Origin of the sequence: Herbaspirillum hiltneri N3 (assembly GCF_001267925.1) — a bacterium.
Lineage (GTDB): Bacteria > Pseudomonadota > Gammaproteobacteria > Burkholderiales > Burkholderiaceae_D > Herbaspirillum > Herbaspirillum hiltneri.
This window is the reverse complement of the sequence record NZ_CP011409.1, coordinates 4,647,874-4,673,649: the sequence shown is the minus strand read 5'-3', so window position 1 is coordinate 4,673,649 and position 25,776 is coordinate 4,647,874. Positions and strand designations below refer to the sequence as shown.

Sequence of the window (25,776 nt, the reverse complement as noted above, 5' to 3'; positions counted from 1 at the left end):
GGGATTCCCATGAACGCGGCAAATATTCCCGTCATCGCCATTGACGGCCCGACCGCATCGGGCAAGGGTACAGTGGCACAAAAGGTCGCCCGGCAACTGGGCTTCCATTATCTCGATTCGGGTGCCTTGTACCGCCTGACGGCGTTGTCGGCGATCCGCCGCGGCATCGCAATGAATGACGAGCACGGTCTTGCCAAGAGCGCCGAGCACCTCAACTGCCATTTCGACGGCGGCCATATCTTCCTGGCCAATGAAGACGTTTCCCAGGCCATCCGGGCCGAAGAAGTGGGCAATACGGCATCGAAAATTGCCGTTCTGGCAACAGTGCGGCATGCGCTGTACGGCCTGCAATTGAGTTTTCGCAAGGCGCCCGGCCTGGTCGCGGATGGTCGCGACATGGGCACGGTAATCTTTCCGCATGCTCCCCTGAAGGTGTTTTTGACCGCCAGCGTCGAGGCGAGGGCGCAAAGACGCTATAAGCAATTGATTGACAAGGGTTTTCCTGCTAATATGGAAGACCTCTCCAAGGACCTGCGGGAACGCGATGCGCGCGATATGAATCGCGCCTCGGCCCCGCTCAAGCCGGCGGAGGGTGCTTATCTACTGGATACTTCCGAGATGACGGCCGATGAGGCTGTCAGGCAGGTACTCAGCTGGTACGCGGCTTTATAAGTTTTGTTGCAGTGTAGTCTGTTGTTTCTGTAACGCCATTGGTGCCCGCCTGATGCAAAGTCCGGCGGGTGTTGATAAACCTAAACCCATTATTCATCGCCTTTTGCATGCATCTCCAGCAGTCTGATTTATGCAAGTTGCGACCGGATACTGGCCAACACCTTTCTTAAATTCTATGTCTACCACTACTGTCCTGGCTCCTGGAGCCGCTGGCGCTGATGCATTTGCAGCGCTGTTTGAAGAATCGCTGTCACGTCAAGACATGCGTTCTGGTGAAGTCATTTCGGCTGAAGTCGTCCGCCTCGACCATAACTTCGTTATCGTCAACGCCGGCCTGAAGTCCGAAGCCTTCATTCCTATCGAAGAATTCAAAAATGACAACGGCGAACTCGAAGTCAACGTCGGCGATTTCATCTCCGTCGCGATCGAATCGCTGGAAAACGGTTTCGGCGACACTATCCTGTCGCGTGACAAGGCCAAGCGTCTGGCATCGTGGCTCTCGCTCGAAAAGGCGATGGAGTCCGGCGAGATCGTCGTTGGTACTGTCAATGGCAAGGTCAAGGGCGGCCTGACCGTTCTGACCAACGGCATCCGTGCCTTCCTGCCAGGCTCGCTGGTGGATACACGTCCGGTCAAGGACACAACGCCTTTCGAAGGCAAGACCCTGGAATTCAAGGTCATCAAGCTGGATCGCAAGCGCAACAACGTCGTGTTGTCGCGTCGCGCCGTCATCGAAGCGTCGATGGGCGAAGAGCGTCAAAAGCTGATGGAAACCCTGAAAGAAGGCACCGTGGTTACCGGCGTCGTCAAGAACATCACCGACTACGGCGCGTTCGTGGATCTGGGTGGCATCGACGGCCTGCTGCACATCACCGATCTGGCATGGCGTCGTGTGCGTCACCCGTCGGAAGTGCTTACAGTCGGTCAAGAGATCACTGCCAAGGTCCTCAAGTACGATCAAGAGAAGAACCGCGTTTCGCTGGGCGTCAAGCAACTGGGCGACGATCCATGGACCGGTCTGTCCCGTCGCTACCCGCAAGGCACACGCCTGTTCGGTAAGGTCACCAACCTGACAGACTACGGCGCATTCGTCGAAGTCGAGCAAGGTATCGAAGGCCTGGTGCACGTTTCCGAAATGGACTGGACCAACAAGAACGTCGCGCCTAACAAGGTTGTTCAGCTGGGCGACGAAGTTGAAGTCATGGTTCTGGAAATCGACGAAGAGCGTCGCCGTATCAGCCTGGGCATGAAGCAATGCAAGGCCAATCCATGGGACGATTTCGCGGTCACCCACAAGAAGGGCGACAAGGTCAAGGGCGCCATCAAGTCGATCACTGACTTCGGCGTGTTCATCGGCCTGACCGGCAACATCGACGGTCTGGTTCACCTGTCCGACCTGTCCTGGACTGAAACCGGCGAAGAAGCCGTGCGCAAGTTCAAGAAGGGCGACGAACTGGAAGCAGTTGTTCTGGCGATTGACGTCGAGCGTGAGCGCGTTTCCCTGGGCGTCAAGCAACTGGAAGGCGATCCGTTCAACAACTTCGCTGCAATGAACGACAAGGGCGCACTGGTCAATGGTACGGTCAAGTCGGTCGAGCCTAAGGGCGCAGTGATCCAGTTGTCGGAAGAAGTCGAAGGCTACCTGCGTGCATCCGAAATCTCGCGCGATCGCGTTGAAGATGCCGGTACCCACCTGAAGGTCGGCGACAGCGTTGAAGCGCTGGTCATCAACATCGACCGCAAGGCACGCAGCATCCAATTGTCCATCAAGGCTAAGGACAACGCTGAGACTCAGGAAGCAATGCAAAAGATGTCTTCGGACTCCAGCGCCGCTTCCGGTACTACCAGCCTGGGTGCACTGCTGAAGGCAAAGCTCGACAACAAGAACTGATCAGTCGAGCATAATGACCAAGTCTGAGCTGATCGCTCGCCTGGCTGAGCGTTATCCGCAACTTGTCGCCAAGGATGCGGATTACGCGGTCAAAACCATTCTCGATGCCATGGTTGATGCATTAGCAACCGGCCAGCGCATCGAGATCCGCGGTTTTGGCAGCTTTGCGTTAAATCGCAGGCCGCCTCGCATCGGTCGCAATCCCAAGTCGGGCGATAAAGTGATGGTGCCGGAAAAGCGCGTACCCCACTTCAAGCCCGGCAAGGAATTGCGGGAGCGTGTCGACGCCATGGTGGGGCAACCCATCAAGGAAGACTAAGTTGAGGCTTCGCCGCTGTATCGGCGAAGCAGTTGGGCGCTACGAGTGTAAATAGCGCTTAACAAAATGAACGGCATCTTTGGATGCCGTTTTTTTTCACGTACAATTTCACATCTGCCGCGCCTCTTGCGCGAGCGGTTGAGCAGTACCCTGTCGCCATGCCTGCGGGCCGGCCCCTACATCGAAAAAAGGATTTGCGCCATGAAGATAATTTCAAGACTGATTGCGGCCATCCTGTTCATCCTTTTCTTTTTCTTCGCGCTGAAGAACACGCAGGAAATCACGCTGCATTTCTTCCTCGGCTATGAGCGCACCGATCCGCTGGTGCTGGTGCTGCTGGTGTGCTTCGTCGGGGGCGCCATTCTCGGCGTGCTGGCGATGACGCCGCTGGTGTTCCGCCATCGCCGCGAAGCCTCGAAGCAAAGGAAGAATCTTTCCGTGCTGCAGAAGGAGCGCGAAGCCCAGTTGCTGGCCCAGACTCAGCCGCCGCAGCCGGACAGCGTGGTTCCACCGCAGCACCTCATCTGATCGCGGTTTTATATGGAATTTGAATTCTGGTGGTTGCTGGGCATCCCGGTCTTTTTCGGATTGGGATGGATCGCGGCCCGCGTCGACATCAATCAGTTGCTGTCCGAATCGCGCACGCTGCCGCGCGGCTATTTCAAGGGCTTGAATTTCCTGCTCAACGAGCAACCGGACAAGGCGATCGACGCTTTCATCGAAATCGTCAAACTTGATCCTGAAACGGTAGATCTGCATTTTGCCCTCGGCAACCTGTTCCGCCGGCGCGGCGAAACCGAACGCGCCATCCGGGTTCACCAGAACCTGCTGGCGCGCCCCGATTTGCCGGCCGAGCACAAGGCGCACGCCCAGTACGAACTCGGTCAGGATTATCTCAAGGCCGGTCTGCTGGATCGTTCCGAGGAAACCTTCCATCTGCTCAACGACACCCAATACGGCGCCCAGGCCGGGCGCGCGCTGCTGGAAATCTACCAGCGCGAAAAGGAATGGGCGCGCGCCATCAAGGCGGCGGAAACTTTGCAGGCAGCCGGCGTCGGCGGTCGGCAAAAGGAAATCGCGCAGTTCTATTGCGAACTGGCCGAAGATGAGCTGGTGCACACCCATCCTGACGCCGCCATGGCTTTGCTGGAAAAAGCGCTGGCAACCGATCGCAAGAGCGTGCGCGCGACCATGCTGCTGGGCGATGTCTATCTGGCCAAGGGCGACGTCGAAGCCGCTTTGCTGGCCTGGCGCCGCGTCGAGCATCAAAGCGTTCCGCATGCGGCGCTGGTAGCGCAGCGCCTGCTTGACGGCTATCAGGCGGTGGGACGCATGAAAGAAGGCCTGAATCTGCTGCGCTCCTATCTGGCTGAAGCGTCGTCGATCGACTTGCTGGAAGTGGTGTTCAAGGCGGTGCTGGAACTGGAAGGCGTGGAAGCCGCCAATCAGCTGGTCAGCGACGAGTTGCGCCGCACGCCGACCTTGCTGGGACTTGATAAATTCCTCGAGGCGCGCATGCTGAACGCGCCTGCGGAAATACGCCCGGAACTCTCGGTAGTGAAGACGCTGGTGCATAGCTATACACAAAAACTGGCACGTTACCAGTGCAGCCATTGCGGTTTCAAGGCGCGCCAATTCTATTGGCACTGCCCGGGCTGCAACCATTGGGAAACCTACCCGCCGCGTCGTACTGAAGAATTGAACGTGATGAACTAGAGTGCCAATGCACTCATCTCTGTAGGAATATTATGAAAATTACCATCATCGGCACCGGCTATGTCGGACTTGTCACCGGCGCTTGCCTGGCGGAACTGGGCAACGACGTATTCTGTCTTGATGTCGACCAGAGCAAGGTCGATATCCTCAATAACGGCGGCATTCCTATTCATGAGCCTGGCCTGGAAGACGTGGTGGCGCGCAATCGCGCCGCCGGACGCCTGAAGTTTTCCACCGACCTCGCCGCCAGCGTGGCGCATGGCGACGTGCAGTTCATCGCCGTCGGCACGCCGCCTGATGAAGACGGCTCGGCCGACTTGCAGTACGTGCTGGCCGCCGCACGCAACATCGGCAAGCACATGACCGGTTTCAAGGTGATCGTCGACAAGTCGACCGTGCCGGTCGGCACCGCCGGCAAGGTCAGCGCAGCGATTGCGCAGGAATTGCAGCAACGCGGCAACACCGGGGCGACGTTCTCGGTGGTGTCGAATCCTGAATTCCTCAAGGAGGGCGCTGCCGTCGAAGACTTCATGCGTCCCGACCGCATCGTCATTGGTCATGACAGCACGGCCGAAGGCCTGCAGGCATATGCCGCCATGAAGAAGTTGTACGCGCCGTTCAATCGCAATCACGAGCGCACTTACTGGATGGACGTACGTTCCGCCGAATTTACCAAGTATGCCGCCAACGCCATGTTGGCGACTCGCATCTCGTTCATGAACGAACTGGCCAATCTGGCGGATCAGGTCGGCGCCGACATCGAGGCGGTGCGTCACGGCATCGGTTCCGATCCGCGCATCGGTCACAGCTTCCTGTACGCAGGCTGCGGCTATGGCGGCTCCTGTTTCCCGAAAGACGTGCAGGCGCTGGAGCGCACCGCGCGCGCCTATGGCCAGGAATTGCATATCCTGCGCGCCGTCGAGCAGGTCAACAACAACCAGAAGCATGTGCTCGGCAAGAAAGTCGTGGCGCGCTTCGGCGAGAATCTGCAAGGCCGCCATTTTGCTATCTGGGGCCTGGCGTTCAAGCCCAATACCGACGACATGCGCGAAGCATCGTCGCGTGTGCTGCTGGGCGAGCTGATCGCGCGCGGCGCCACGGTGGCCGTGTTCGACCCGGTCGCCATGAAGGAAGCGAAGCGCGTATTGGCGCTGGACTTCAATAGCGACGAAAGTATTCTGAGCCGCATCCGCTTCAGCGAAAGCCCGATGGATGCGTTGCAAGACGCCGACGCGCTGGCCATCGTGACTGAGTGGAAGGCATTCCGCAGCCCGGATTTTGAGCAGCTCAAGAGCAAGCTCAAGGCGCCGGTGATTTTCGACGGCCGCAATCTGTTCGAGCCGCAAGTGATGGCGGATGCAAGTATCGAGTACCACGGCATCGGCCGTTCCATCCTGACCAAGAGTTGAATCGATGACAACCATGAATTCTGCACGCATCCTGATCGTCGGCGACGTCATGCTGGATCGCTACTGGTTCGGTGAAGTCAATCGCATTTCGCCGGAAGCGCCGGTGCCCGTGGTGCGCGTCGAACGCCGCGAAGAACGTCTGGGCGGCGCCGCCAACGTGGCGCGCAACGCAGCCACGCTGGGTGCGCAGACCGGCTTGCTGGGCGTGATCGGGCAGGATGAGGCGGGCGCCGTGGTCGAAGGCTTGTTGACCGACCTCGGCATCAGCAGCTACCTCAATCGCGACCCGGCTATTTCGACCATCATCAAGTTGCGCGTGATCGGCCGCCAGCAGCAATTGGTGCGCGTGGATTTTGAAGATGCGCCGACCGATACCGTGCTGCGCGACAAGCTCACGCAATTCAATGCGCTGATCGACAATTACGACGTCATCGTCTTGTCCGACTATGCCAAGGGCAGCCTGGTCAACGTCGCCGACATGATCAGCGTCGGCAAGAAGCTTGGCAAACGCCTCTTGGTGGATCCCAAGGGCGACGATTTTGCGCGTTACAAGGGGGCATCCATCCTGACGCCGAACCGTTCCGAACTGATCCGCATCACCGGCAACTGGAAATCCGAAGAAGAACTCACTACCAAGGCGCAGAACCTGCGCCGGTCGCTTGATCTGGAAGCGCTGTTGCTGACGCGTTCGGAAGAGGGCATGACGCTGTATCAGGAGAACGAAGTCGTCAATTTCCCGGCAGTGGCGCGGGAAGTGTATGACGTCTCCGGCGCCGGCGACACCGTGATCGCCACGCTGGCAGTCATGCTTGGCAACGGCGTGGCGCTGGCGGAAGCGGTTCGCATCGCCAATCTGGCCGGCGGCATCGTGGTCGGCAAGCTCGGCACGGCGACCGTCACGCGCGAGGAACTGGCGCTCTGAGCCGCTTTTCCTCGATCGCTCGCCATTGAGTTCCGAAAATCGGGTGCCTGCAGGCAGAATTAATACTGTTGCAATTTCGTTTTCATTTCGTCAACTGTTGTTCCAGGGAATCGTTAAATCTCTCAGCTTGCCGAGATTCGCCAGCTGAGATTTTCCTTCCGATGATTTAACGATGACCTTTAAAAGGAACAATACCCATGTTGAAGAAATTCACTGCCGCCATTTTCGCTTTCATCCTCAGTACTGGCCTGGCGTTCGCCCAGGCAGACGTCAACAAGGCCGACCAGGCTGCGCTGGACGGCATCAAAGGGATCGGCCCGGCGATGTCCAAACGCATCCTCGATGAGCGCAAGAAGGGCGAATTCAAGGACTGGTCCGACTTCGAAACACGCGTCAAGGGCGTCGGTGAGAAGAGCGCCGTCAAGCTTTCCGATGCAGGCCTGACCGTGAACGGGCAGGCACGCGGCAAATCGGCGGTGGCACCCGTTAAGCCGACGGGCAAGCCATTCGGCAAGAAAAACAAGGATGGCAAGGAAGACGCTGCGATGGACAAACCGGGCGCCGCCAAAGGCTGACGTTGCAAAGTACGTTCGTGCCGCCGGAGAACCCCGCTTTTGCGGGGTTTTTTGTTTGTTCCCACATACGGACAAGTCGGATGCTTGCGAAGACGGGGGATCGGCATTACAGTCACAGATAGAAAAATAACCAACAAAACACCAATAATCGTCTGTCCAAAACAGTCAGCCTGTTTACGAGGCAGAAGGGCAATTGAGGTTGTGGGGTTGCGGCGATTTGCTCGTACACGATGTTTGACGGGCAAGGATTCGCTTGCATCGCATGTATCTGCGGATTGGATTTCTAATCAACAACTGGCACAGAGACCGATGAAAATCGCTGATATTCCCGTCAATGAACAGGCGCGCGTCGCCGACCTGCATGGGTTGCAGATTCTCGATACGCCGCCGGAAGAACGCTTCGACCGGCTGACCAGGCTGGCGCGCCGGCTTTTTTCGGTGCCGATGGCCGTGGTCAGCCTGGTCGACACCAAACGCCAGTGGTTCAAGGCGCATGCCGGGGTGGATACCTGCGAAACCGGCCGGGACGTTTCCTTTTGCGCGCATGCCATTTTGCGCGATGACGTGATGGTGGTGCCCAATGCCCTGGAAGACGATCGCTTCAAGGACAATCCGCTGGTCACCGGCGATCCGTTCATCCGCTTCTATGCCGGTTGCCCGATTCGCAGCCCGCATGGACACAAGCTGGGCACGCTGTGCGTGCTCGATACCATTCCCCGCCAGTTCGATGCCGACGACCAGGCCTTGCTGAGCGATCTCGCGCGCATGGTGGAGCAGGAAATGGCAGCGGTGCATCTGGCCACCATGGACGAGCTGACCAAGCTGTCCAACCGGCGCGGTTTTGAATCGCTCTCGCAGCATGCGTTGAACATGTGCAAACGCCTCGCCAGGCCCGCCTCGCTGCTGTATTTTGACCTCGACCTGTTCAAACAGATCAACGACCGCTTCGGGCATGCTGAAGGCGATCACGCGCTGGTGACGTTCAGCACCATTTTGGCGGCCAATTTCCGCGAGTCGGATGTCATCGGACGTCTGGGCGGCGACGAATTTGCGGTGTTCCTTACCAATACCGGCGGACAGGAAACCGCCACCGTACTGGGGCATTTCGAACAGGCGATAGAACGGCACAACCAGACCGGCAAGCGTGGTTACGATCTTCTGTACAGCGTCGGCGCGATTGAATATGATCCCGCCTCGCATGATACGATTGGCGACCTGATGAACAGCGCCGATGCCCTGATGTATCAGCAGAAAAAACGTCGCCGCGAAGCGTCGTAGTCCGTATTTCATAACCCAAAGACAGATTTGATGATCCATTTACAGCCGGTAATCCTATCGGGCGGCTCAGGCACGCGTTTGTGGCCGCTTTCCCGTGAACAGTATCCCAAGCAGCTGCTGCCGCTGGTCGGCGCAGAAACCATGTTGCAGGCAACGGCGTTGCGGGTGCAGGCCACCGGCGCTGCGTACAGCCTGGTCGATGCACCTGTCGTCGTATGCAATGAAGAGTATCGCTTCATCACCGCCGAGCAACTGCGTGCAATAGGCAAGGAGAGCAAGCATATCGTGCTTGAACCGGTCGGTCGCAATACCGCGCCCGCGTTAACGCTCGCCGCCTTGCTGGCAGCCAAGAACGGCGATGATCCGGTTTTGCTGGTCATGCCGGCAGATCATGTCATCCGCGACGTGGATGCGTTCCGTTCGGCAATTGCCCAGGGGGTGCCGCATGCGGCTGCCGGCGCCATGGTGACTTTCGGTATCGTCGCCGATCGCCCCGAAACCGGTTACGGCTACATCCAGCGCGGTGCGCAAACCGATGATGCTTACGCGATCACCCGTTTCGTCGAGAAGCCTGACGCCGCTACGGCGCAGGCGTATGTCGATTCCGGCGATTATCTGTGGAACAGCGGCTTGTTCATGATGCGCGCCAGTGTCTGGCTGCGCGCCATCGAGCGTTTCCAGCCGGCCATGGGCAAGGCCTGCCGCGCCGCTTTCGACGGCGGCAAGCAGGACAACGATTTTTATCGCATCGACAAGGCGGCGTTCGAGGCGTGCCCGCCTGACTCCATCGACTACGCCGTGATGGAAAAGCTGGCCGACACGCCCGATCTGGGCATCGAAGGCCGGATCATTCCTTTGTCGGCCGGCTGGTCCGACGTCGGCGCTTGGGACGCGCTGTGGCAAGTTTCGGAAAAAGACGAGGCCGGCAACGTCACGCGCGGCGACGTCATGCTGGAGCAGGCTACGGACAACCTGGTGTTCGCCCAGGGACGGCTGGTGGCCTGCGTCGGCATCGACAACATGATCATTGTCGAAACTCCCGATGCGGTGCTGGTCGCCGACAAGGACAAGATGCAGGAGGTCAAGAGCATCGTCGCCCGCCTCAAGGGGCAGCAGCGCGACGAGGCGCTCACGCACCGCAAGATCCACCGCCCCTGGGGCTGGTACGACTCCATTGACGGCGGCGAGCGTTTCCAGGTCAAGCGCATTGTCGTCAATCCGGGGTGTGCGCTGAGCCTGCAGATGCACCATCATCGCGCCGAGCACTGGATTATCGTCAAGGGCACGGCGCGCATTACGCGCGGCGATGAGGTGTTCCTGCTGTCCGAGAACCAGTCCACCTACATCCCGCTGGGCGTTACTCACCGGCTCGAGAATCCCGGGAAATTCCCGCTGGAAATGATAGAAGTGCAATCCGGCAGCTATCTCGGCGAAGACGACATCGTGCGCTTCGAGGATACTTACGGGCGCAAGTGAGTCTGCCTCTTTCCTGGTGCGCCGGGGGAATCGAAGCAATTCCGCGATAGTCGGCAAAGACGGGCTCGAAATAGAATAAAATGCCCGTCTGAACCAACGCAGGTAACCTCACGTTTATGTCCTACCAAGTCCTCGCCCGTAAATACCGCCCCCGCAGCTTCGAAACGCTGGTCGGGCAGGAGCACGTCGTGCGGGCGCTGACGCATGCGCTGGAACAGCAACGGCTGCACCACGCCTACCTGTTCACCGGCACCCGCGGCGTCGGCAAGACCACGCTGTCGCGCATCCTGGCCAAATCGCTGAATTGCCAGGGTCCGGACGGCAATGGCGGCATCACGGCGCAACCGTGCGGCGTTTGCGACGCCTGCGTGGCGATCGACGCCGGCCGTTTTGTCGATTACATCGAAATGGATGCCGCCTCCAATCGCGGTGTCGACGAGATGGCACAATTGCTGGAGCAGGCGGTCTATGCGCCGTCCAATGCGCGCTTCAAGGTCTACATGATCGACGAAGTCCACATGCTCACCAACCACGCCTTCAACTCCATGCTGAAGACGCTGGAGGAGCCGCCGGAACACGTCAAGTTCATCCTGGCGACCACCGACCCGCAAAAGATTCCCGTGACCGTGCTGTCGCGCTGCCTGCAGTTCAATCTGAAGCAGATGCCGCCGGGTCATATCATCAGCCACCTGGACAATATCCTCGGGCAGGAAAACATTGAATTCGAAGCACCGGCGCTGCGCCTGCTGGCGCAAGGCGCGCACGGCTCGATGCGCGATGCACTGTCGCTGACCGACCAGGCGATCGCCTACGCCGCCGGCAAGGTCACGCTGGAAGCGGTGCAGGGCATGCTCGGCGCGCTCGACCAGTCCTATCTGATCCGCGTGCTCGATGCACTGGCCGTACAAGACGGCGCCGGCCTGCTCGCCGTGGCCGATGAAATGGCCACGCGCAGCCTGTCGTACAACGCCGCGTTGCAAGACCTAGCGACGCTGCTGCATCAGATCGCCCTGGCGCAGACCGTTCCCGCCGCCTTGGCCGAAGATTTGCCGCAGCGCGAAGACATCGTGCGTCTGGCCTCGCAGTTCAGCGCCGAAGAAGCGCAATTGTTCTATCAGATCGTCGTGCACGGCCGCAACGAACTCGGCCTGGCGCCGGATGAATATGCCGGCTTCAGCATGACCCTGCTGCGCATGCTGGCGTTCCGTCCGGTGGCTGCTAATGCGGCAGCTGCGGGTAGCACGCCGGCGCCGGCGGTGCGTCCTCAGGCCGCTGCACCGTCGCGTCCGAATCCCGCAGTCGCGCCTTTGAGCGCCGCACCGCAAGTTGCCACGGCAAGTACGCCGGTTGCGCGTCCTGCCGCAGCGGCACCGGCCGCGTCTGCCGGGCCAGCCAATTCCGCACGCGCCGCTGCGCTGGAAGCTGCCCGTGCCGCCTCCGGCAAGAGTTCGCCGCGTCCCGCGGTACAGGCTCCGGCCCCTGCGCCTGCTCCTGCAGTCGCCGCATCGGCTCCTGCTCCGTCTGCGGTTCCGGCGGCACTGGACGAACGGGCGCCGCCACCGTGGGATGAAGAGCCGGCAGCAGCCGCTGCTCAAAAAAAAACTGAACAATATTCAGCAGGCAACGCCGTAGCCAATGCCGCCCCGTCTGCGCCGATCGTGATCGCCGCAGACGAAGCCATCGTCGTTGCCGCGCCGGCCAGCACCGTTACGCCGGCGATGGCCGCGCAGACCGCCAAGGTCGCCGCCGAACTCGGCTGGGACGGCAACTGGCCGCAACTGGCCGCCGATCTGTCGCTGCGCGGCATGGTGGCGCAGATGGCGCAGCAAAGTGAACTGGTGCGCTGCGAACAAAGCGGCAACAGCGTGATTTTCCATTTGCGGATCCCGGTGGAAACCCTGCGCGCCTCGGGCAACATCGAAAAGCTGACCGCCGTTCTCGGCGAGCGATTCAACCGGAGCGTGCGCGTCGAGACCGAGATCGGCGCCGTGGCGCTCACGGCCAATGCCCGGGCGCAAGCCGACCGCGCCGAGCGGCAACGCGAAGCCGAGCAGACCATGCACAATGATCCGTTCGTGCAGGTCATGATGCGGGAATTCGACGCATCCATCGTGCCGGGATCGATCCGGCCGTTGTGAGCACCCGATAAGAACCCGATTGCCGGGCAGTGGGGATGTGCCGAATGTGCCGAATGTTCCATTTCCACCACGGCTGATACAAGATGAATCAACTTAGTTACGAAGGAGTATGACCATGATGAAAGGCCAACTGGCAGGCTTGATGAAGCAGGCTCAAGCGATGCAGGACAACATGAAGAAGATGCAGGACCAGCTTGCATTGATCGAAGTCGAAGGACAGTCCGGCGCAGGGCTGGTCAAAGTCGTGATGACCTGTAAGAATGACGTCAAGCGCGTCACCATTGACCCATCGCTGTTGACCGACGACAAGGACATGCTGGAAGACCTCGTCGCCGCAGCCTTCAATGACGCCGTGCGCAAGGCTGAAGCAACCTCGCAGGAAAAGATGGCGGGCATGACCTCGGGCATGCCTTTGCCGCCAGGCTTCAAGATGCCGTTCTGACGCGACAAGGCAAGGCGCCGACGTAGACAGTACGAACGTGCGGCAAGGTGAGAGGCCGCCGGCGGTGTTTTAGCGGCTCTTATGCTGTCGCGATGATTTTGCAGGCTGCTTTCATGAGGAGGCATCATGTTCGTAATCTCGATTACCTATACCAAGCCGGCAAGCGACATCGATTCGCTGCTGACTGCGCATAAGCAATTCCTGAACGAGCAGTATGCCGACGGCGTGTTCCTGATGTCCGGCCGCAAGGTCCCGCGCAGCGGCGGCATCATCATCGCCGATGCCGCCGATCGCGCCGAAGTTGAAGCGATCATCGAGACCGATCCGTTTTACATCGGCGGCGTAGCCGAATATGAAATCACCGAATTTGTTCCATCCATGACGGCCGAAGCGCTGTCCGTTTTCCGGCATACCACAGACCGAAATTGAAAACCCCGTCCAGTCTCACCCAGCTCACCGAATCCCTGCGCACGCTTCCCGGCGTCGGTCCCAAATCGGCGCAGCGCATGGCATATCACTTGCTGCAGCATGACCGCGACGGCGCCCTGCAACTGAGCCGCGCGCTGGCGCAGGCGGCTGAGACGATCCGTCACTGCGCTCTGTGCAATACCTTCACCGAACAAGTCATCTGCGACACCTGCCAGGATGGCGGGCGCGACACCACGATTCTGTGCGTGGTCGAGACGCCGAGCGATCAGTTGATGATTGAACAGACGCTGACCTTCAAGGGTTTGTACTTCGTGCTGATGGGGCGCCTGTCGCCGCTGGACGGCGTCGGGCCCAAGGACATCCACATCGAGAAGCTGATCACGCGCGCCACCGACGGCGTGGTTGCCGAGATCGTGCTGGCCACCAATTTCACCAACGAAGGCGAAGCCACCGCGCATTACATCAGCGAGACGCTCAAGGCGCGCGGCCTCAAGGTGAGTCGCCTGGCGCGCGGCGTGCCGGTCGGCGGCGAACTGGAATACGTGGACGCAGGAACCATCGCGCGCGCCATGCTGGACCGACGCGCCACCTGATCATCCGACCATCGGACCATCCGACGCCGCGAAGATCAGCGCATCATGACGGACGATCTGCCACAGAGCAGACGTCAGGGATGATTAAATCCATGCTGGAGACAAACATGCAATTTCTTTCCCGTTGTTCCGGTCGTTCGAGCTTGCTGGCGTTGGCGTTGACATTGGCCGGTTGCGCAGTCTCGCCCACGGATTCGCCCGCGGATCGCAGTTATGAAGTCGCGGAAGTCGGCAGTTTCCATGTCGGCGGCAGGCAGGTGACGCTGGCGGGATTGCCGTCGCGCGAAATCGTCTTCACCGAAGGCGCCGCGCCGCGCAAGGTCGATCCCAACGGCGATTTTGAAACCGGCCAGATGTACGCCCAGTTCGTCAGGCTCAAAAATCCCCGCGCGCGCTATCCGCTGCTCATGTGGCACGGCGGCGGCCTCGCCGGCACGACCTGGGAAACCAAACCTGACGGCGCCCCCGGCTGGCAACAATTTTTCCTGACGCAAGGTCATACCGTCTACGTGACCGATGCGGTGGAGCGAGGACGCGCATCCTGGTCGCGCTATCCCGAAGTCTATAAAACCGAGCCGTTCTTCCGCACCAAACAGGAAGGCTGGGAATTGTTCCGCATCGGCGGCGCAGGGTCCTACGACAGCGATCCGGCCAAACGCATCGCCTATCCCGGCACGCAGTTTCCGGTCGCCGCCTACGACCAGTTTTCCAAGCAGGGCATCCCGCGCTGGGCCACCAACGACGCCGCCACGCAGACCGCCTACGACGCGCTGGTGCAGAAGGTCTGCCCCTGCGTGATCGTGGTGCACAGCCAGGGCGGCAACTTCGCCATCAATGCCGCGCTGCATGCGCCGGACAAGATCAAGGCCATCATCGCCGTCGAAGGATCAGGTGCGCCCGATCCCGACAAGGTCGATATCTCGGCGCTGAAAAATATTCCTTTCCTGTTTGTGTGGGGCGATTTCATCGATCAGAATACGTCCTGGAAGCAATACATCGTGGCGCCGAATAAATTCCAGAAGGCGCTGCGCGCGCAAGGCGGCGTGGCCGACCGGCTCGACCTGCCGCAGCACGGCATCAAGGGCAACTCCCACATGCTGATGATGGACCGCAACTCCGATCAGGTCGCTGCGCTGGTGCAGGCCTGGATGGACAAGAACGGATTGATGAAATAACCTGCCACTGCCTCATTCATGACAACGACGACACCATCGTCCGGCCCGCTGGCCGGCATCAAAGTACTCGAACTCGGCACGCTGATCGCCGGCCCGTTCTGCTCGCGCATGCTGGCTGAATTCGGCGCCGACGTCATCAAGGTGGAAGCGCCCGGCGTAGGCGATCCCCTGCGCCAGTGGCGCGTGCTCAAGGACGGCACCTCGCTGTGGTGGTCGGTGCAGGCGCGCAACAAGAAAAGCCTGACGCTCAACATGAAGGATCCGCAGGCCCAGGACATCGCACGCAAGCTGGCGCTGGAAGCCGACATCATCATCGAGAACTACCGCCCCGGCGTGCTTGAGAAGTGGAACCTCGGTTACGAAGACCTGAAGAAACTCAATCCCGCCACCATCATGGTGCGCCTGTCCGGCTACGGCCAGACCGGGCCGCTGAAGGACTTGCCCGGCTTCGGCGCGATTGGCGAATCGATGGGTGGCATCCGTTACGTATCGGGCCATCAGGACCGTCCGCCGGTGCGTATCGGCATTTCCATCGGCGACTCGGTCGCCGCCTTGCATGGCGTCATCGGCGCCATGATGGCGCTGCGCCACCGTGACGTCACGGGCGGCCGCTGGAACGGCAAGGATGGCGAACTGCGCGTGGCGGGGCAGGGCCAGATGGTCGACGTCGCGCTGTACGAGTCGGTCTTCAACCTGATGGAATCGCTGGTGCCGGAGTTCGACCAGGCCGGCGTGGTGCGCGAACGCACCGGCGGCGCCTTGCCGGGCATCGTACCGTCCAACACCTACACCACCGCCGATGGCAAGAACATCGTGATCGCCGGCAACGGCGACGCCATCTTCAAACGCCTGATGCTGGCCATTGACCGCGCGGACATGGCCAACGATCCGCAACTGGAGCGCAACGACGGCCGCGTGCCGCGTACGGAAGAAATCGACCGCGCGATCCAGGCCTGGTGCAGCGGCAAGACCATCGACGATGCGCTGGCGATTTTGCAGGCGGCCGACGTGCCGGTGGGTAAAATTTACTCGGTGCGGGACATGATGACCGATCCGCAATTCCTGGCCCGCAACATGTTCGAACAGCATGCGTTTGCCGACGGTACGCCGATCAAGTTGCCGGCGGTGACGCCGAAATTGTCGGAGACGCCGGGCGGCACCAAATGGATCGGTCCTGAGCTTGGGCAGCATAACGCTGAAATCTTGCGTTCGCTGGGGTATGATGACGCACAAATTGCACAGTTGCGCGAAGACAAGGTCATTTGACGGTAGTGGAAACTGCCGCGCAACATAAGCAGATATCGCAAAGCTCATAGGAGGAGACCACATGAAATTCAACCTGAAGCAATTCGCCATCGCCCTGGCGCTGTTCCTGGCCGGCTACCTGACGTTCAACACCAACCTGTTCGCCCAGGCGCTGGAAAAACCGAAGGTCTCCATCGCCGTCGGCGGCAAGAACCTGTTCTACTACCTGCCGCTGACGGTCGCCGAGCAGCTGGGTTACTTCAAGGATGAAGGCCTGCAAGTCGAGATCTCCGACTTCGCCGGCGGCGCCAAGGCGCTGCAAGCCATGGTGGGCGGCAGCGCGGACGTGGTGTCCGGCGCTTACGAGCACACCATCAACATGCAGGCAAAGAACCAGCCCATCGTCGCCTTCGTGCTGCAAGGCCGCGCACCGCAGATCGTGCTGGCCGTCAGCAACAAGACCATGCCGAACTACAAGAGCGTGGCCGACCTGAAGGGCAAGAAGATCGGCGTCACCGCGCCGGGTTCCTCGACCAGCATCATGGCCAGCTTCGTGCTGGCCAAGGCCGGCCTCAAGCCGACCGACGTCTCCTTCATCGGTGTCGGCGCCGCGGCAGGCGCCTTGTCGGCGCTGCGCTCCGGCCAGATCGATGCGATCGCCAACCTGGATCCGGTCATCTCCATGCTGGAACAAAAGAACGAAATCAAGACCATCGCCGACACCCGTACGCTGAAGGACACCAACGCCGTGTTCGGCGGCCCGATGCCGGCAGCCACGCTGTATGCGCCGGAAGCCTTCATCAAGAAGTATCCGAACACCACCCAGGCGCTGACCAACGCCATGGTGCGTGCGCTCAAATGGATCCAGCAGGCCGGTCCTTCCGACATCATCAAGGCGGTGCCGGAGAGCTATCTGCTGGGCGACCGTGCGCTGTACATTTCGGCTTTCCTGAAAGTGCGCGAAGCGATGTCGCCGGACGGCATCTTCCCGGACGCCGGCCCCGCCACTGCGCTGCGCACGCTGCAAGCGTTTGAGCCTGACCTGGCCACCAAGAAGATCGACCTGTCCAGGACTTACACCAACGAATTTGCCAAGAAGGCCAATGCCAAGCACAAGTAGGCATTGAACAAAGGCAAAATACACGGGCGCCTTCGGGTGCCCGTCTGCAATTTGCCGCACCGTATTTTTTGCGATGACGATGCAGCATGCGCCATCCTTACCGATGTTTTTTTCAACGTACAAGAATTCGGCCTGGCCGGAGACTCCTCGCTATGACGCCAGCACTTTTCCTCGACGACATTACCTGCACCTTCGTTTCCAAGGATGATCGCACCCAGCGCTACACTGCGGTTGCCAACACCACGCTGGCGATCGCGCCGGGCGAGTTCGTCTCGGTGGTCGGTCCGACCGGTTGCGGCAAATCGACCCTGCTCAACGTCGGCGCCGGCCTGCTGCAACCCTCCTCGGGTAGCATCAAGGTGTTCGGCGAAGAACTGGTCGGCATCAACAAGCGCGCCGGCTACATGTTCCAGGCGGAAGCGCTGATGCCGTGGCGCAGCGCGCTGGAAAACGTCATCGCCGGCCTGCAATACCGTGGCCTCGATGCCGGCGAAGCCAAGGCGCTCGGCGAACAATGGCTGGCGCGCGTCGGACTCAAGGGTTTCGGCGACCGCTACCCGCACCAGCTGTCCGGCGGCATGCGCAAGCGCGTGGCGCTGGCGCAGACGCTGATCATGGATCCGGACATCATCCTGATGGATGAACCGTTTTCGGCACTCGACATCCAGACCCGCCAGTTGATGGAAAACGAAGTGCTCGACCTGTGGAACGCCAAGAAAAAAGCCGTGCTGTTCATCACCCATGACCTCGACGAAGCGATCGCCATGTCGGACCGCGTGGTGGTGCTGTCGGCCGGTCCGGCCACGCACCCCATCGGCGAATTCACCATCGATCTGCCGCGTCCGCGCGACGTCGCCGAAATTCGCACGCATCCGCGTTTCATCGAACTGCACCAGCAAATCTGGTCGGTCCTGCGCGATGAAGTGCTCAAGGGATATCAACAACAGAAGACCGCGGCTTAAGCCAACGGCGGCCGGCACCTATAAAAAATCGGGCAAAGAATCATCATGTGGAAACTCCTCAAACCTAGTCATAAAAACCTGCGCTTCTGGCAATTGATGGTGCTGGTCGTGGTCCTGCTGGTCTGGCACTTCGCCACCCGCAATGAACAGACCGCGTTCTTCTTCGGCGAACCGCTCAAGGTCGCCGTGCGCATCTGGCAGTGGTTCACCGTCGGCAGCGGTTCGCTGGAAGTCGGCTTCGGCGACACCACATTCTTCACGCTTAACTTCCCGGCGGAAATTTATTCGCACTTGCTGATCACGCTGACTGAAACCGTCCTGGCGTTCGGCATCGGCACCGTGCTGGGCCTGGGCATCGGCCTGTGGCTGGCGTTGTCGCCGGTGGCGTCGGCGATCCTCGATCCTTACGTCAAGGCCGCCAACTCGATGCCGCGCGTGATCCTGGCGCCGATCTTCGCGATGTGGTTCGGCCTGGGCATCTGGTCCAAGGTGGCGCTGGCGGTGACGCTGGTGTTCTTCATCGTGTTCTTCAACGTCTATCAGGGCGTCAAGGAAGTCAGCCCGGTCGTGTTGGCCAACGCCCGCATGCTCGGCGCCAACGCGCGTCAATTGCTGCGCACGGTCTATCTGCCGTCGGCGACCTCGTGGGTGTTTTCAAGCTTGCATACTTCCATCGGCCTGGCCTTCGTCGGCGCCGTGGTGGGTGAATACCTGGGTTCGGCGCGCGGCGTCGGCTATCTGATTCTGCAGGCGGAAGGCAGCTTCGACATCAACACGGTGTTCGCCGGCATCGTCGTGCTGACCGCGTTTGCGCTGGTGCTGGACGTCGCCGTGGGTGTGATCGAGAAGCGCCTGATGAAGTGGCAGCCGAAATCGGGCGAAACCGAGAAGATGTAAGCGGAAGGATTTTCTCCATAAAAAAGAGGCGACCATGTCGCCTCTTTTTTTTGCCTCGCCTGTCCGCTGCAGAGGAGGCGGAGGATCAGTGAAAATCAGCGCAAACCGTCGACGATCTTGTCCAGCTTGACGGCGTCGGCGCAGAACAGGCGGATGCCTTCCGACAGTTTTTCCGATGCCATGGCGTCGTCGTTGAGCGCCAGGCGGAAGCTCTTTTCGTCCAGCGAGATTTTCTTGAGATCGGCCGATTGCGCAGTTTCCTTGCTCAGTTTGCGTTGTACCGGTGCATCGCTTTCGGCCAGCTGCTTCAGCAGGTCCGGGCTGATGGTCAGCAAGTCGCAGCCGGCCAGTTCGACGATCTGCGAGGTGTTGCGGAAGCTCGCGCCCATGACTTCGGTGGCGTAGCCGAACTTGCGGTAGTAGGTGTAGATGCTGCGCACCGATTGCACGCCCGGGTCGTCGGCACCGGTGTAATCCTGGCCGGAGGATTTCTTGAACCAGTCATAAATGCGGCCGACGAACGGCGAGATCAGCTGGACCTTGGCGTCGGCGCAGGCGATCGCTTGCGGCAACGAGAACAGCAGGGTCAGGTTGCAGCGGATGCCTTCCTGTTCCAATACTTCCGCTGCGCGGATGCCTTCCCAGGTCGACGCAATCTTGATCAGGATGCGTTCGCGCCGGATGCCGGCGGCTTCGTACAACTTGATCAGCGCACGACCCTTGGCGATGGTGCCTTCGGTGTCGAATGACAGGCGCGCGTCCGTTTCGGTCGAGACGCGGCCGGGGATGAGTTTCAGGATTTCCAGCCCGAACGCCACCAGCAACTGGTCGATGATGCCGTCCGTGCTCAGCGCGGCGTGTTCGCGCACGATCTTTTCCAGCAAGGGCTTGTATTCGTCCTTCTGCACCGCCTTCAGGATCAGCGACGGATTGGTGGTCGCGTCTTGCGGCGCGAACGCCTTCATGGCCTGGAAGTCGCCGGTGTCGGCCACGATGGTGGTGAATTGCTTGAGTTGGTCTAGCTGGGTCATGGCAGTCAATCTCGAGGTAATGAACTAAACGACATTCTAACGCGGCCGATCGCGCTTATCGCTTTTTCGGCAGCGGCGCGCCGATGGCGGTCAGCGATTCCAGATAGGCGCCGAGCGGATGGTAGAAGTCGGTCTTGCCGTGCGGCGGTTTTTCAGGACCGTAGCGCTGGTTGTCGCGCCGGAGGATGCGATACCAGCCGCCGCGATCCTGATCGATCAGGTGCTGCATGCTGTACTGCCACAGCTGGTCGTAGACTTCCCAGTAGATATCTTCGCCGGTGCGTTGCGCCAGCAGGGAGGCGGTCGCCAGCGACTCGGCCTGCACCCAGAAATACTTGTCGCCGTCGCAGACGCTGTTGTCGGGCGCGATGCCGTAGAACAGGCCGCCGTGCTCCTCGTCCCATGCCACCGGAATGGTGGCGTCGAACAGCGCCCGCGCCCGTGGCGCCAGCCAGCTCGCATCGTCCTGCAGATGCTCGGCATGGCGCTCGAGGATCAGCAGCAGCTTGGCCCATTCGGTCATGTGGCCGGGCTGGTAGCCCCAGGGACGGAACATGTTGGTGTTGTCGTGCCGGTTGTATTCCCAGTCGATCTTCCAGTCGGCGTTGTAGTGTTCCCAGATCCAGCCGTTCGCCAGTGCGGCCTGGCGCACCGTGATGTTGCGGGCGAGGCGTTCGGCGCGATGCAGGAAGCGCGGTTCGCCGGTCGCCTCGAAGGCGGCCAGCAAGGCTTCGCAGCTGTGCATGTTGGCGTTCTGGCCGCGGTAGTCCGAGACCACGCCTTCAGGCGTCGCTTCGTCGGCGTAGAGACCGTGCTGTTCGGACCAGAACAGCTTTTCCATGTGGTCGAAGGTGGCGTCGATATGCGCGCGCGCTTCCCCGATGCCGATCTCCAGCGCATGGGCGTACGCCAGCAGCACAAACGCCAGGCCGTAGCAATGCTGGGTGCGGTCGACCGGGACGCCGTCATTGAGCACCCAGGCATAGCCGCCGTAGCTCGGTTGCCAGTGCTGTTCCTGCAAAAACCGGAGGCCGTGGCGCACCGCGTCGCGATGTTCTTCCTTGCCGTTGAAACGGTAGGCCAGCGCGTGGCAAAACACCATGCGCGTGCTGTTGACCAGATGGCGGCTGTTGTCGTACACGCTGCCGTCATCGTTGAGGTAATGGAAGAAGCCGCCGGCCGGGTCGAAAGCATGCTGCGTGAAGAACCCGATGTCGCGTTGCAGGCGTTCGTGCAGGAAGGCGGGGGTACGGAAAGCGGTGGTTTGTTTCATAGTCGAATTCATGAACAGGGCTCGGCGTAAGGGATCAGCCAATGAGTCAGCGGAAGAACGAATCGAATTGCATGTCGAATTTTTGCAGCGACTTCTGAGCATTTTGCATCTTCTTGCGGAATTCCGGGCCGCGCCGCAGCGCCAGTCCCACCGCAAGAATATCGATCACTACCAGATGCGCCAGGCGCGCCGAAATCGGCGTGTACGGGTCAATGTTGAAACTGAGATCGATCGGCACCAGGACAGTCGCCAGTTCGGCCAGCGGCGTGCCGCTGGGGCCCAGCACGATGATGTCGGCGCCGCCCTTGCGCGCCAGCTGCACGCTGCGCAGCAGCGCCGCATTGCCGCCGCGCTGCGAGATCGCCACCACGGCGTCGCCGGGTTGGAGCAGGGAGGCGGCGATGCTGTGGATGTGTGGATCGGAGTAGGCCACGGTGGGCACACCGGAGCGGAAGAATTTGTGTTGCGCATCGTTGGCCACGATGCCCGAGGTGCCCTGGCCGTAGAACTCGATCTTGCTGGCGCGCGCCAGCACGTCGAGCGCCAGCTGGATGGCGTCGGGATTGAGGTGATTGCGCAGGTCCAGCAACGTGTTGATCGAGCGGCTGCAGATCTTGTTGACCAGGTCCACTGCGAGGTCGTCCTGCGCCAGCGATTCGTCCGCACCGGGCAAGGCCAGCGCCAGGCTTTGCGCCAGCTTCAGCTTGAAGTCGTGCCAGCCTTCATAGCCGATGGCGCGGCAGAAACGGATCACGGTCGGCTCCGACACTTCGGCATTCTTCGCCAGCGCCGTCAGGTTTTCCTGCAGCGCCAGTTGCGGATTGGCGAGGATGGCGGCCGCCACCTTCTTTTCCGATTTGGAAAGCGAGTTGATGTGCGTACGGATCGAGTCGAGTAGCATGGACTTTGCTGAGTCTCCGATGTGGAATGCCGCGAGACGATGTTGTCATCCTGCGGCATGGTTAAAACTTAAACTTCCGGCAGCGCTTCTTCACGCCACTGGAGACCGTCGCGACCGATCAGCGCGCTGGCGGCGGCCGGGCCCCAGGTGCCTGCGCTGTAGGGGATCGGATCGCTTTCTTCCTGGTCCCAGTGTTCCAGGATCGGTTCCACCCATTCCCAGGCCGCTTCCAGTTCGTCGCTGCGCATGAACAGCGTGAGCTGGCCGCGCAGCACGTCGAGCAGCAGGCGCTCGTAGGCTTCCATGCGCGGCGTCTTGAATTTTTCGCGGAAATCCAGTTCCAGTTCCACCGGTTTCAGGCGCATGCCGTCGCCCGGGGTCTTGGCCATCAGGTTCATGTGCAGGCCTTCATCCGGCTGCAGGCGGATCACCAGGCAATTCGGCGTGCTGCGGCTATTGTGCGCGAAGATCGAATGCGGCACGCTCTTGAAACGAACCACGATTTCAGCCAGGCTGTCGGCCATGCGCTTGCCGGTGCGCAGGTAGAACGGCACGCCGGCCCAGCGCCAGGTGTCGATCTCGGCCTTGACCGCAACGAAGGTCTCGGTGCGCGAATCGGGATTGGCGTCTTCCTCCTTGCGATAGCCGGGCACGGCGACGCCGTTGACATGGCCGGCGCGATACTGGCCGCGCACCACGTTCATGGCCAGGGTGCTCGGCGTGAAGCGTTTGAGCGAACGCAGCACCTTCAGTTTTTCATCGCGCACGGAATCGGCCGAATTCGATACCGGCGGTTCCATCGCGACGATGCACAGCAATTGCAGCAAATGGTTTTGCAGCATGTCGCGCAGCGCACCCGAGGTGTCGTAGTAGTCGAAGCGGCCACCTACGCCAAGCTCTTCGGCGATGGTGATCTGCACGTCGGAAATCCATTCGCGGCGCCACAGCGGTTCGAACAGCACGTTGCCGAAGCGCAGGGCCAGCAGGTTTTGCACCGCCTCTTTGCCGAGGTAGTGATCGATGCGGAAGATCTGCGATTCGTTGAAATAGCGGCCGACCTGCTTGTTGATGTCCTTGGCGCTTTCGAGGTCGTGGCCGAGCGGTTTTTCCAGCACCACGCGCGCATTGGCGGTCGCCAGTCCGGCTTGCGACAGGTTGTCGCAGATCATGGAAAACAGCGTCGGCGGGGTGGCCAGGTAGAACACCCGCGAGATGGCGGGATCGTCGCGCATGGCCGCGACCAGGTTCTGGTAGGTCGCCGGTTCCTTGGCGTTCAGCGAGACGTACTGGATGCGGCCGCAGAAGCGCTGCCAGACGTCGGCGTCCAGAGTGGCGCTGCTGACGTGCGGCTTGGAATTCTTTTCCACGATCTGCAGGAAATCTTCATTGCTCTTGTTGTCGCGGCCGATACAGATGATGCGCGCGCTCGGCATCAGATCACGGGCGCGGTCGCGGGCGTACAGCGCCGGCAGCAGCTTGCGCATCGCCAGGTCGCCGGTGCCGCCGAATAAAACCAGGTCAAAATCGGAAATAGCCATAGCAGTCTTCTTAACGGGTTGTTGTTCAGGTCAACGCAAGTTCGCGTATGAGGCAGGCAATATTGTTGCGTATCAATCCTGCGTATCGGACAAGGCCTTCTTTGCCAACGCAATCAGTGCATTGGTGGAGCAGTCGTGCCGTGCCGGCACCGCTTCGCCGGCGAGTTCGGACTGGATGGTCTTGGCCAGCACTTTGCCCAGTTCCACGCCCCACTGGTCGAAACTGTTGATGCCCCAGATCGTGCCTTGCACAAAGGTCTTGTGCTCGTACAGCGCGATCAGGGCGCCCAGCGTGGCCGGCGTCAATGCGTCGAGCAGCAGCGTGTTGCTCGGACGGTTGCCGTTGAAAGTCTTGTGCGGCAGCAGGAAATTGATTTCATCGTCGTCCACGCCCAGCTTCTTCAGGTCGTCGCGCACCTCTTCCGCTTGCTTGCCGCGCATGAAGGCTTCCGACTGCGCGAAGCAGTTGGCCAGCAGCACCGCATGATGGCCGGGCAGGTCGTGCGTCGCGTGCAGCACGGCGATGAAGTCGATCGGTGTAATGTCGGTGCCCTGGTGCAGCAGCTGGAAAAACGCATGCTGGCCGTTGGTGCCGACATCGCCCCAGATGAACGGGCAGGTCGCCACGCCGACGGCGCTGCCGTCGCGCGTGATGCGCTTGCCGTTGCTCTCCATTTCCAGCTGTTGCAGGTAAGCCGGGAAGTGGCGCAGGTCGTGATGGTAAGGAGCGATCGACAGCGATTCGCTGTTGAAGCAGTTGCGGTTCCAGATGCCGATCAGGGCCTGGATGATGGGCATGTTGCGTTCCAGCGGCGCTTCGCAGAAATGCTTGTCCATCGCATGGGCGCCCGCCAGCAGCTCGCTGAAATTCTTGAAGCCGATCGCCAGCGCAATCGACAGTCCGATCGACGACCACATCGAGTAGCGTCCGCCAACCCAATCCCAGAACGGGAACATGTTGTCGGTGTCGATGCCGAAGGCGCGTACCGCTTCCGTATTGGTCGAGACCGCGACGAAGTGTTTCGCCAGATCGGCCGCAGCGGCGCGCTGCAGGAACCAGTCGCGCGCCGAGCCGGCGTTCATCATGGTTTCCTGGGTGGTGAAGGTCTTGGAGGCGACGATGAATAATGTTGTCTCAACGTCAACGCGTTGCAGCACATCGTGCAGATCGTGGCCATCGACGTTGGAGACGAAGTGCATCGTCAGGCGCGGATGGGCGAAGGTGCGCAGCGCCGTGCACGCCATTTGCGGGCCCAGATGCGAGCCGCCGATGCCGATGTTGACGATGTCGGTGATCGGCTTGCCGCTCAGGCCCAGCCACTGGCTCTCGCGCACGCGTTCGGTGAAGCTGTGAATGCGATCCAATACGGCATGAACGTCCTCGCCTACGTGCTGTCCATCAACAATCAGGGCCTGGCCGCGCGGTGCGCGCAGGGCGGTGTGCAGGACGGCGCGGTGTTCGGTGAAATTGATCTTCTCGCCGCTGAACATGGCGGCGCGCTGCCGCTCCACGCCACGTTCGCGCGCCAGCTCGAACAGCAACTTGAGCGTAGTATGGTCGACACGGTTTTTGGAGTAATCCAACAGGATGCCGGCGGCCTTGACGGTCATGTTGTCGAAGCGCTGGGGATCGGCGGCAAACAGGTCGCGCATGTGGCGGTCGCGGACCTCGGCATGGTGAGACAAAAGTGCTTGGAAGGCTGCGGTCGCGGGGAGTGCTGTATGCGGCATGTTCTGCAATCTTGACTGAGGTGATGGGTCTGGAAGAATCTTT

The 25,776-nt window shown here is 60.6% G+C and carries 24 protein-coding genes; 19 read left to right on the top strand and 5 right to left on the bottom strand.

Annotation, left to right across the window (positions count from 1 at the left end; translation table 11 throughout):
• The first annotated feature begins 9 nt into the window (after nt 1-9).
• The 19 genes from cmk to F506_RS20925 all read left to right on the top strand — a co-directional run bounded on the left by cmk (nt 10) and on the right by F506_RS20925 (nt 19,259).
• Nucleotides 10-672, top strand: coding sequence for a (d)CMP kinase (cmk, locus tag F506_RS21015; RefSeq protein ID WP_053200674.1), 663 nt, complete (start codon nt 10-12; stop codon nt 670-672).
• 175 nt (nt 673-847) lie between these two features.
• Complete coding sequence (gene rpsA, locus F506_RS21010) at nt 848-2,563, top strand: 30S ribosomal protein S1 (protein ID WP_083458148.1); 1,716 nt, start codon at nt 848-850, stop codon at nt 2,561-2,563.
• A gap of 13 nt (nt 2,564-2,576) precedes the next feature.
• Nucleotides 2,577-2,882: an integration host factor subunit beta gene (locus tag F506_RS21005; RefSeq protein WP_007876341.1), complete on the top strand. Its 306-nt coding sequence runs from the start codon at nt 2,577-2,579 to the stop codon at nt 2,880-2,882.
• A gap of 201 nt (nt 2,883-3,083) precedes the next feature.
• Nucleotides 3,084-3,410 carry a LapA family protein gene (locus F506_RS21000; protein WP_053200670.1) on the top strand — a complete coding sequence of 109 codons (327 nt, stop codon included), beginning with the start codon at nt 3,084-3,086 and terminating at the stop codon, nt 3,408-3,410.
• 12 nt (nt 3,411-3,422) lie between these two features.
• Nucleotides 3,423-4,598: a lipopolysaccharide assembly protein LapB gene (gene lapB, locus F506_RS20995; protein ID WP_053200667.1), complete on the top strand. Its 1,176-nt coding sequence runs from the start codon at nt 3,423-3,425 to the stop codon at nt 4,596-4,598.
• A gap of 32 nt (nt 4,599-4,630) precedes the next feature.
• Entirely contained in the window at nt 4,631-6,007 is a 1,377-nt protein-coding gene (locus tag F506_RS20990; protein ID WP_053200665.1) for a UDP-glucose dehydrogenase family protein, read from the top strand.
• A 4-nt stretch (nt 6,008-6,011) separates the two neighbouring features.
• Nucleotides 6,012-6,929, top strand: coding sequence for a D-glycero-beta-D-manno-heptose-7-phosphate kinase (rfaE1, locus tag F506_RS20985; protein ID WP_083458145.1), 918 nt, complete (start codon nt 6,012-6,014; stop codon nt 6,927-6,929).
• A 197-nt stretch (nt 6,930-7,126) separates the two neighbouring features.
• Nucleotides 7,127-7,504 carry a ComEA family DNA-binding protein gene (locus tag F506_RS20980; RefSeq protein WP_053200661.1) on the top strand — a complete coding sequence of 126 codons (378 nt, stop codon included), beginning with the start codon at nt 7,127-7,129 and terminating at the stop codon, nt 7,502-7,504.
• A 309-nt stretch (nt 7,505-7,813) separates the two neighbouring features.
• Nucleotides 7,814-8,782, top strand: a complete 969-nt coding sequence (locus tag F506_RS20975) for a GGDEF domain-containing protein (protein ID WP_053200659.1) — start codon at nt 7,814-7,816, stop codon at nt 8,780-8,782.
• A gap of 30 nt (nt 8,783-8,812) precedes the next feature.
• Nucleotides 8,813-10,258, top strand: a complete 1,446-nt coding sequence (locus tag F506_RS20970; RefSeq protein WP_200907694.1) for a mannose-1-phosphate guanylyltransferase/mannose-6-phosphate isomerase — start codon at nt 8,813-8,815, stop codon at nt 10,256-10,258.
• A gap of 116 nt (nt 10,259-10,374) precedes the next feature.
• Entirely contained in the window at nt 10,375-12,396 is a 2,022-nt protein-coding gene (locus F506_RS20965) for a DNA polymerase III subunit gamma/tau (RefSeq protein WP_053200656.1), read from the top strand.
• Between the two features lie 115 nt (nt 12,397-12,511).
• A complete protein-coding gene (locus F506_RS20960) occupies nt 12,512-12,838 on the top strand; it encodes a YbaB/EbfC family nucleoid-associated protein (RefSeq protein ID WP_053201829.1) in 327 nt (108 codons plus the stop codon).
• 126 nt (nt 12,839-12,964) lie between these two features.
• The gene (locus F506_RS20955) at nt 12,965-13,267 is read left to right on the top strand and encodes a YciI family protein (protein ID WP_053200654.1); all 303 of its coding nucleotides are present in this window, start codon (nt 12,965-12,967) and stop codon (nt 13,265-13,267) included.
• Nucleotides 13,264-13,860, top strand: a complete 597-nt coding sequence (gene recR, locus F506_RS20950; RefSeq protein ID WP_053200652.1) for a recombination mediator RecR — start codon at nt 13,264-13,266, stop codon at nt 13,858-13,860. The genes F506_RS20955 and recR overlap by 4 nt, the downstream gene beginning before the upstream one ends.
• A gap of 107 nt (nt 13,861-13,967) precedes the next feature.
• Complete coding sequence (locus F506_RS20945; RefSeq protein ID WP_053200650.1) at nt 13,968-15,035, top strand: alpha/beta hydrolase family protein; 1,068 nt, start codon at nt 13,968-13,970, stop codon at nt 15,033-15,035.
• Between the two features lie 18 nt (nt 15,036-15,053).
• On the top strand, nt 15,054-16,301 hold the full coding sequence (locus F506_RS20940; protein WP_053200648.1) for a CaiB/BaiF CoA transferase family protein: 1,248 nt from the start codon (nt 15,054-15,056) through the stop codon (nt 16,299-16,301).
• Nucleotides 16,302-16,362: 61 nt separating this feature from the next.
• Nucleotides 16,363-17,400, top strand: a complete 1,038-nt coding sequence (locus tag F506_RS20935) for an ABC transporter substrate-binding protein (RefSeq protein ID WP_053200646.1) — start codon at nt 16,363-16,365, stop codon at nt 17,398-17,400.
• 152 nt (nt 17,401-17,552) lie between these two features.
• Nucleotides 17,553-18,362 (top strand): ABC transporter ATP-binding protein, encoded by an 810-nt coding sequence (locus F506_RS20930; protein ID WP_053200644.1) that lies wholly within the window; start codon nt 17,553-17,555, stop codon nt 18,360-18,362.
• Nucleotides 18,363-18,407: 45 nt separating this feature from the next.
• A complete protein-coding gene (locus F506_RS20925; protein ID WP_053200642.1) occupies nt 18,408-19,259 on the top strand; it encodes an ABC transporter permease in 852 nt (283 codons plus the stop codon).
• A gap of 95 nt (nt 19,260-19,354) precedes the next feature.
• Here F506_RS20925 and tal read toward each other — a convergent pair whose 3' ends face one another.
• The 5 genes from tal to pgi form a co-directional block, all read right to left on the bottom strand.
• The gene (gene tal, locus F506_RS20920) at nt 19,355-20,290 is read right to left on the bottom strand and encodes a transaldolase (protein ID WP_053200640.1); all 936 of its coding nucleotides are present in this window, start codon (nt 20,288-20,290) and stop codon (nt 19,355-19,357) included.
• 55 nt (nt 20,291-20,345) lie between these two features.
• On the bottom strand, nt 20,346-21,563 hold the full coding sequence (locus F506_RS20915; protein WP_235471265.1) for an AGE family epimerase/isomerase: 1,218 nt from the start codon (nt 21,561-21,563) through the stop codon (nt 20,346-20,348).
• A 46-nt stretch (nt 21,564-21,609) separates the two neighbouring features.
• A complete protein-coding gene (locus F506_RS20910) occupies nt 21,610-22,464 on the bottom strand; it encodes an SIS domain-containing protein (RefSeq protein ID WP_053200635.1) in 855 nt (284 codons plus the stop codon).
• 68 nt (nt 22,465-22,532) lie between these two features.
• Nucleotides 22,533-24,002: a glucose-6-phosphate dehydrogenase gene (zwf, locus tag F506_RS20905; RefSeq protein WP_053200633.1), complete on the bottom strand. Its 1,470-nt coding sequence runs from the start codon at nt 24,000-24,002 to the stop codon at nt 22,533-22,535.
• Nucleotides 24,003-24,074: 72 nt separating this feature from the next.
• On the bottom strand, nt 24,075-25,733 hold the full coding sequence (gene pgi, locus F506_RS20900; RefSeq protein WP_053200631.1) for a glucose-6-phosphate isomerase: 1,659 nt from the start codon (nt 25,731-25,733) through the stop codon (nt 24,075-24,077).
• Nucleotides 25,734-25,776 lie beyond the last annotated feature (43 nt).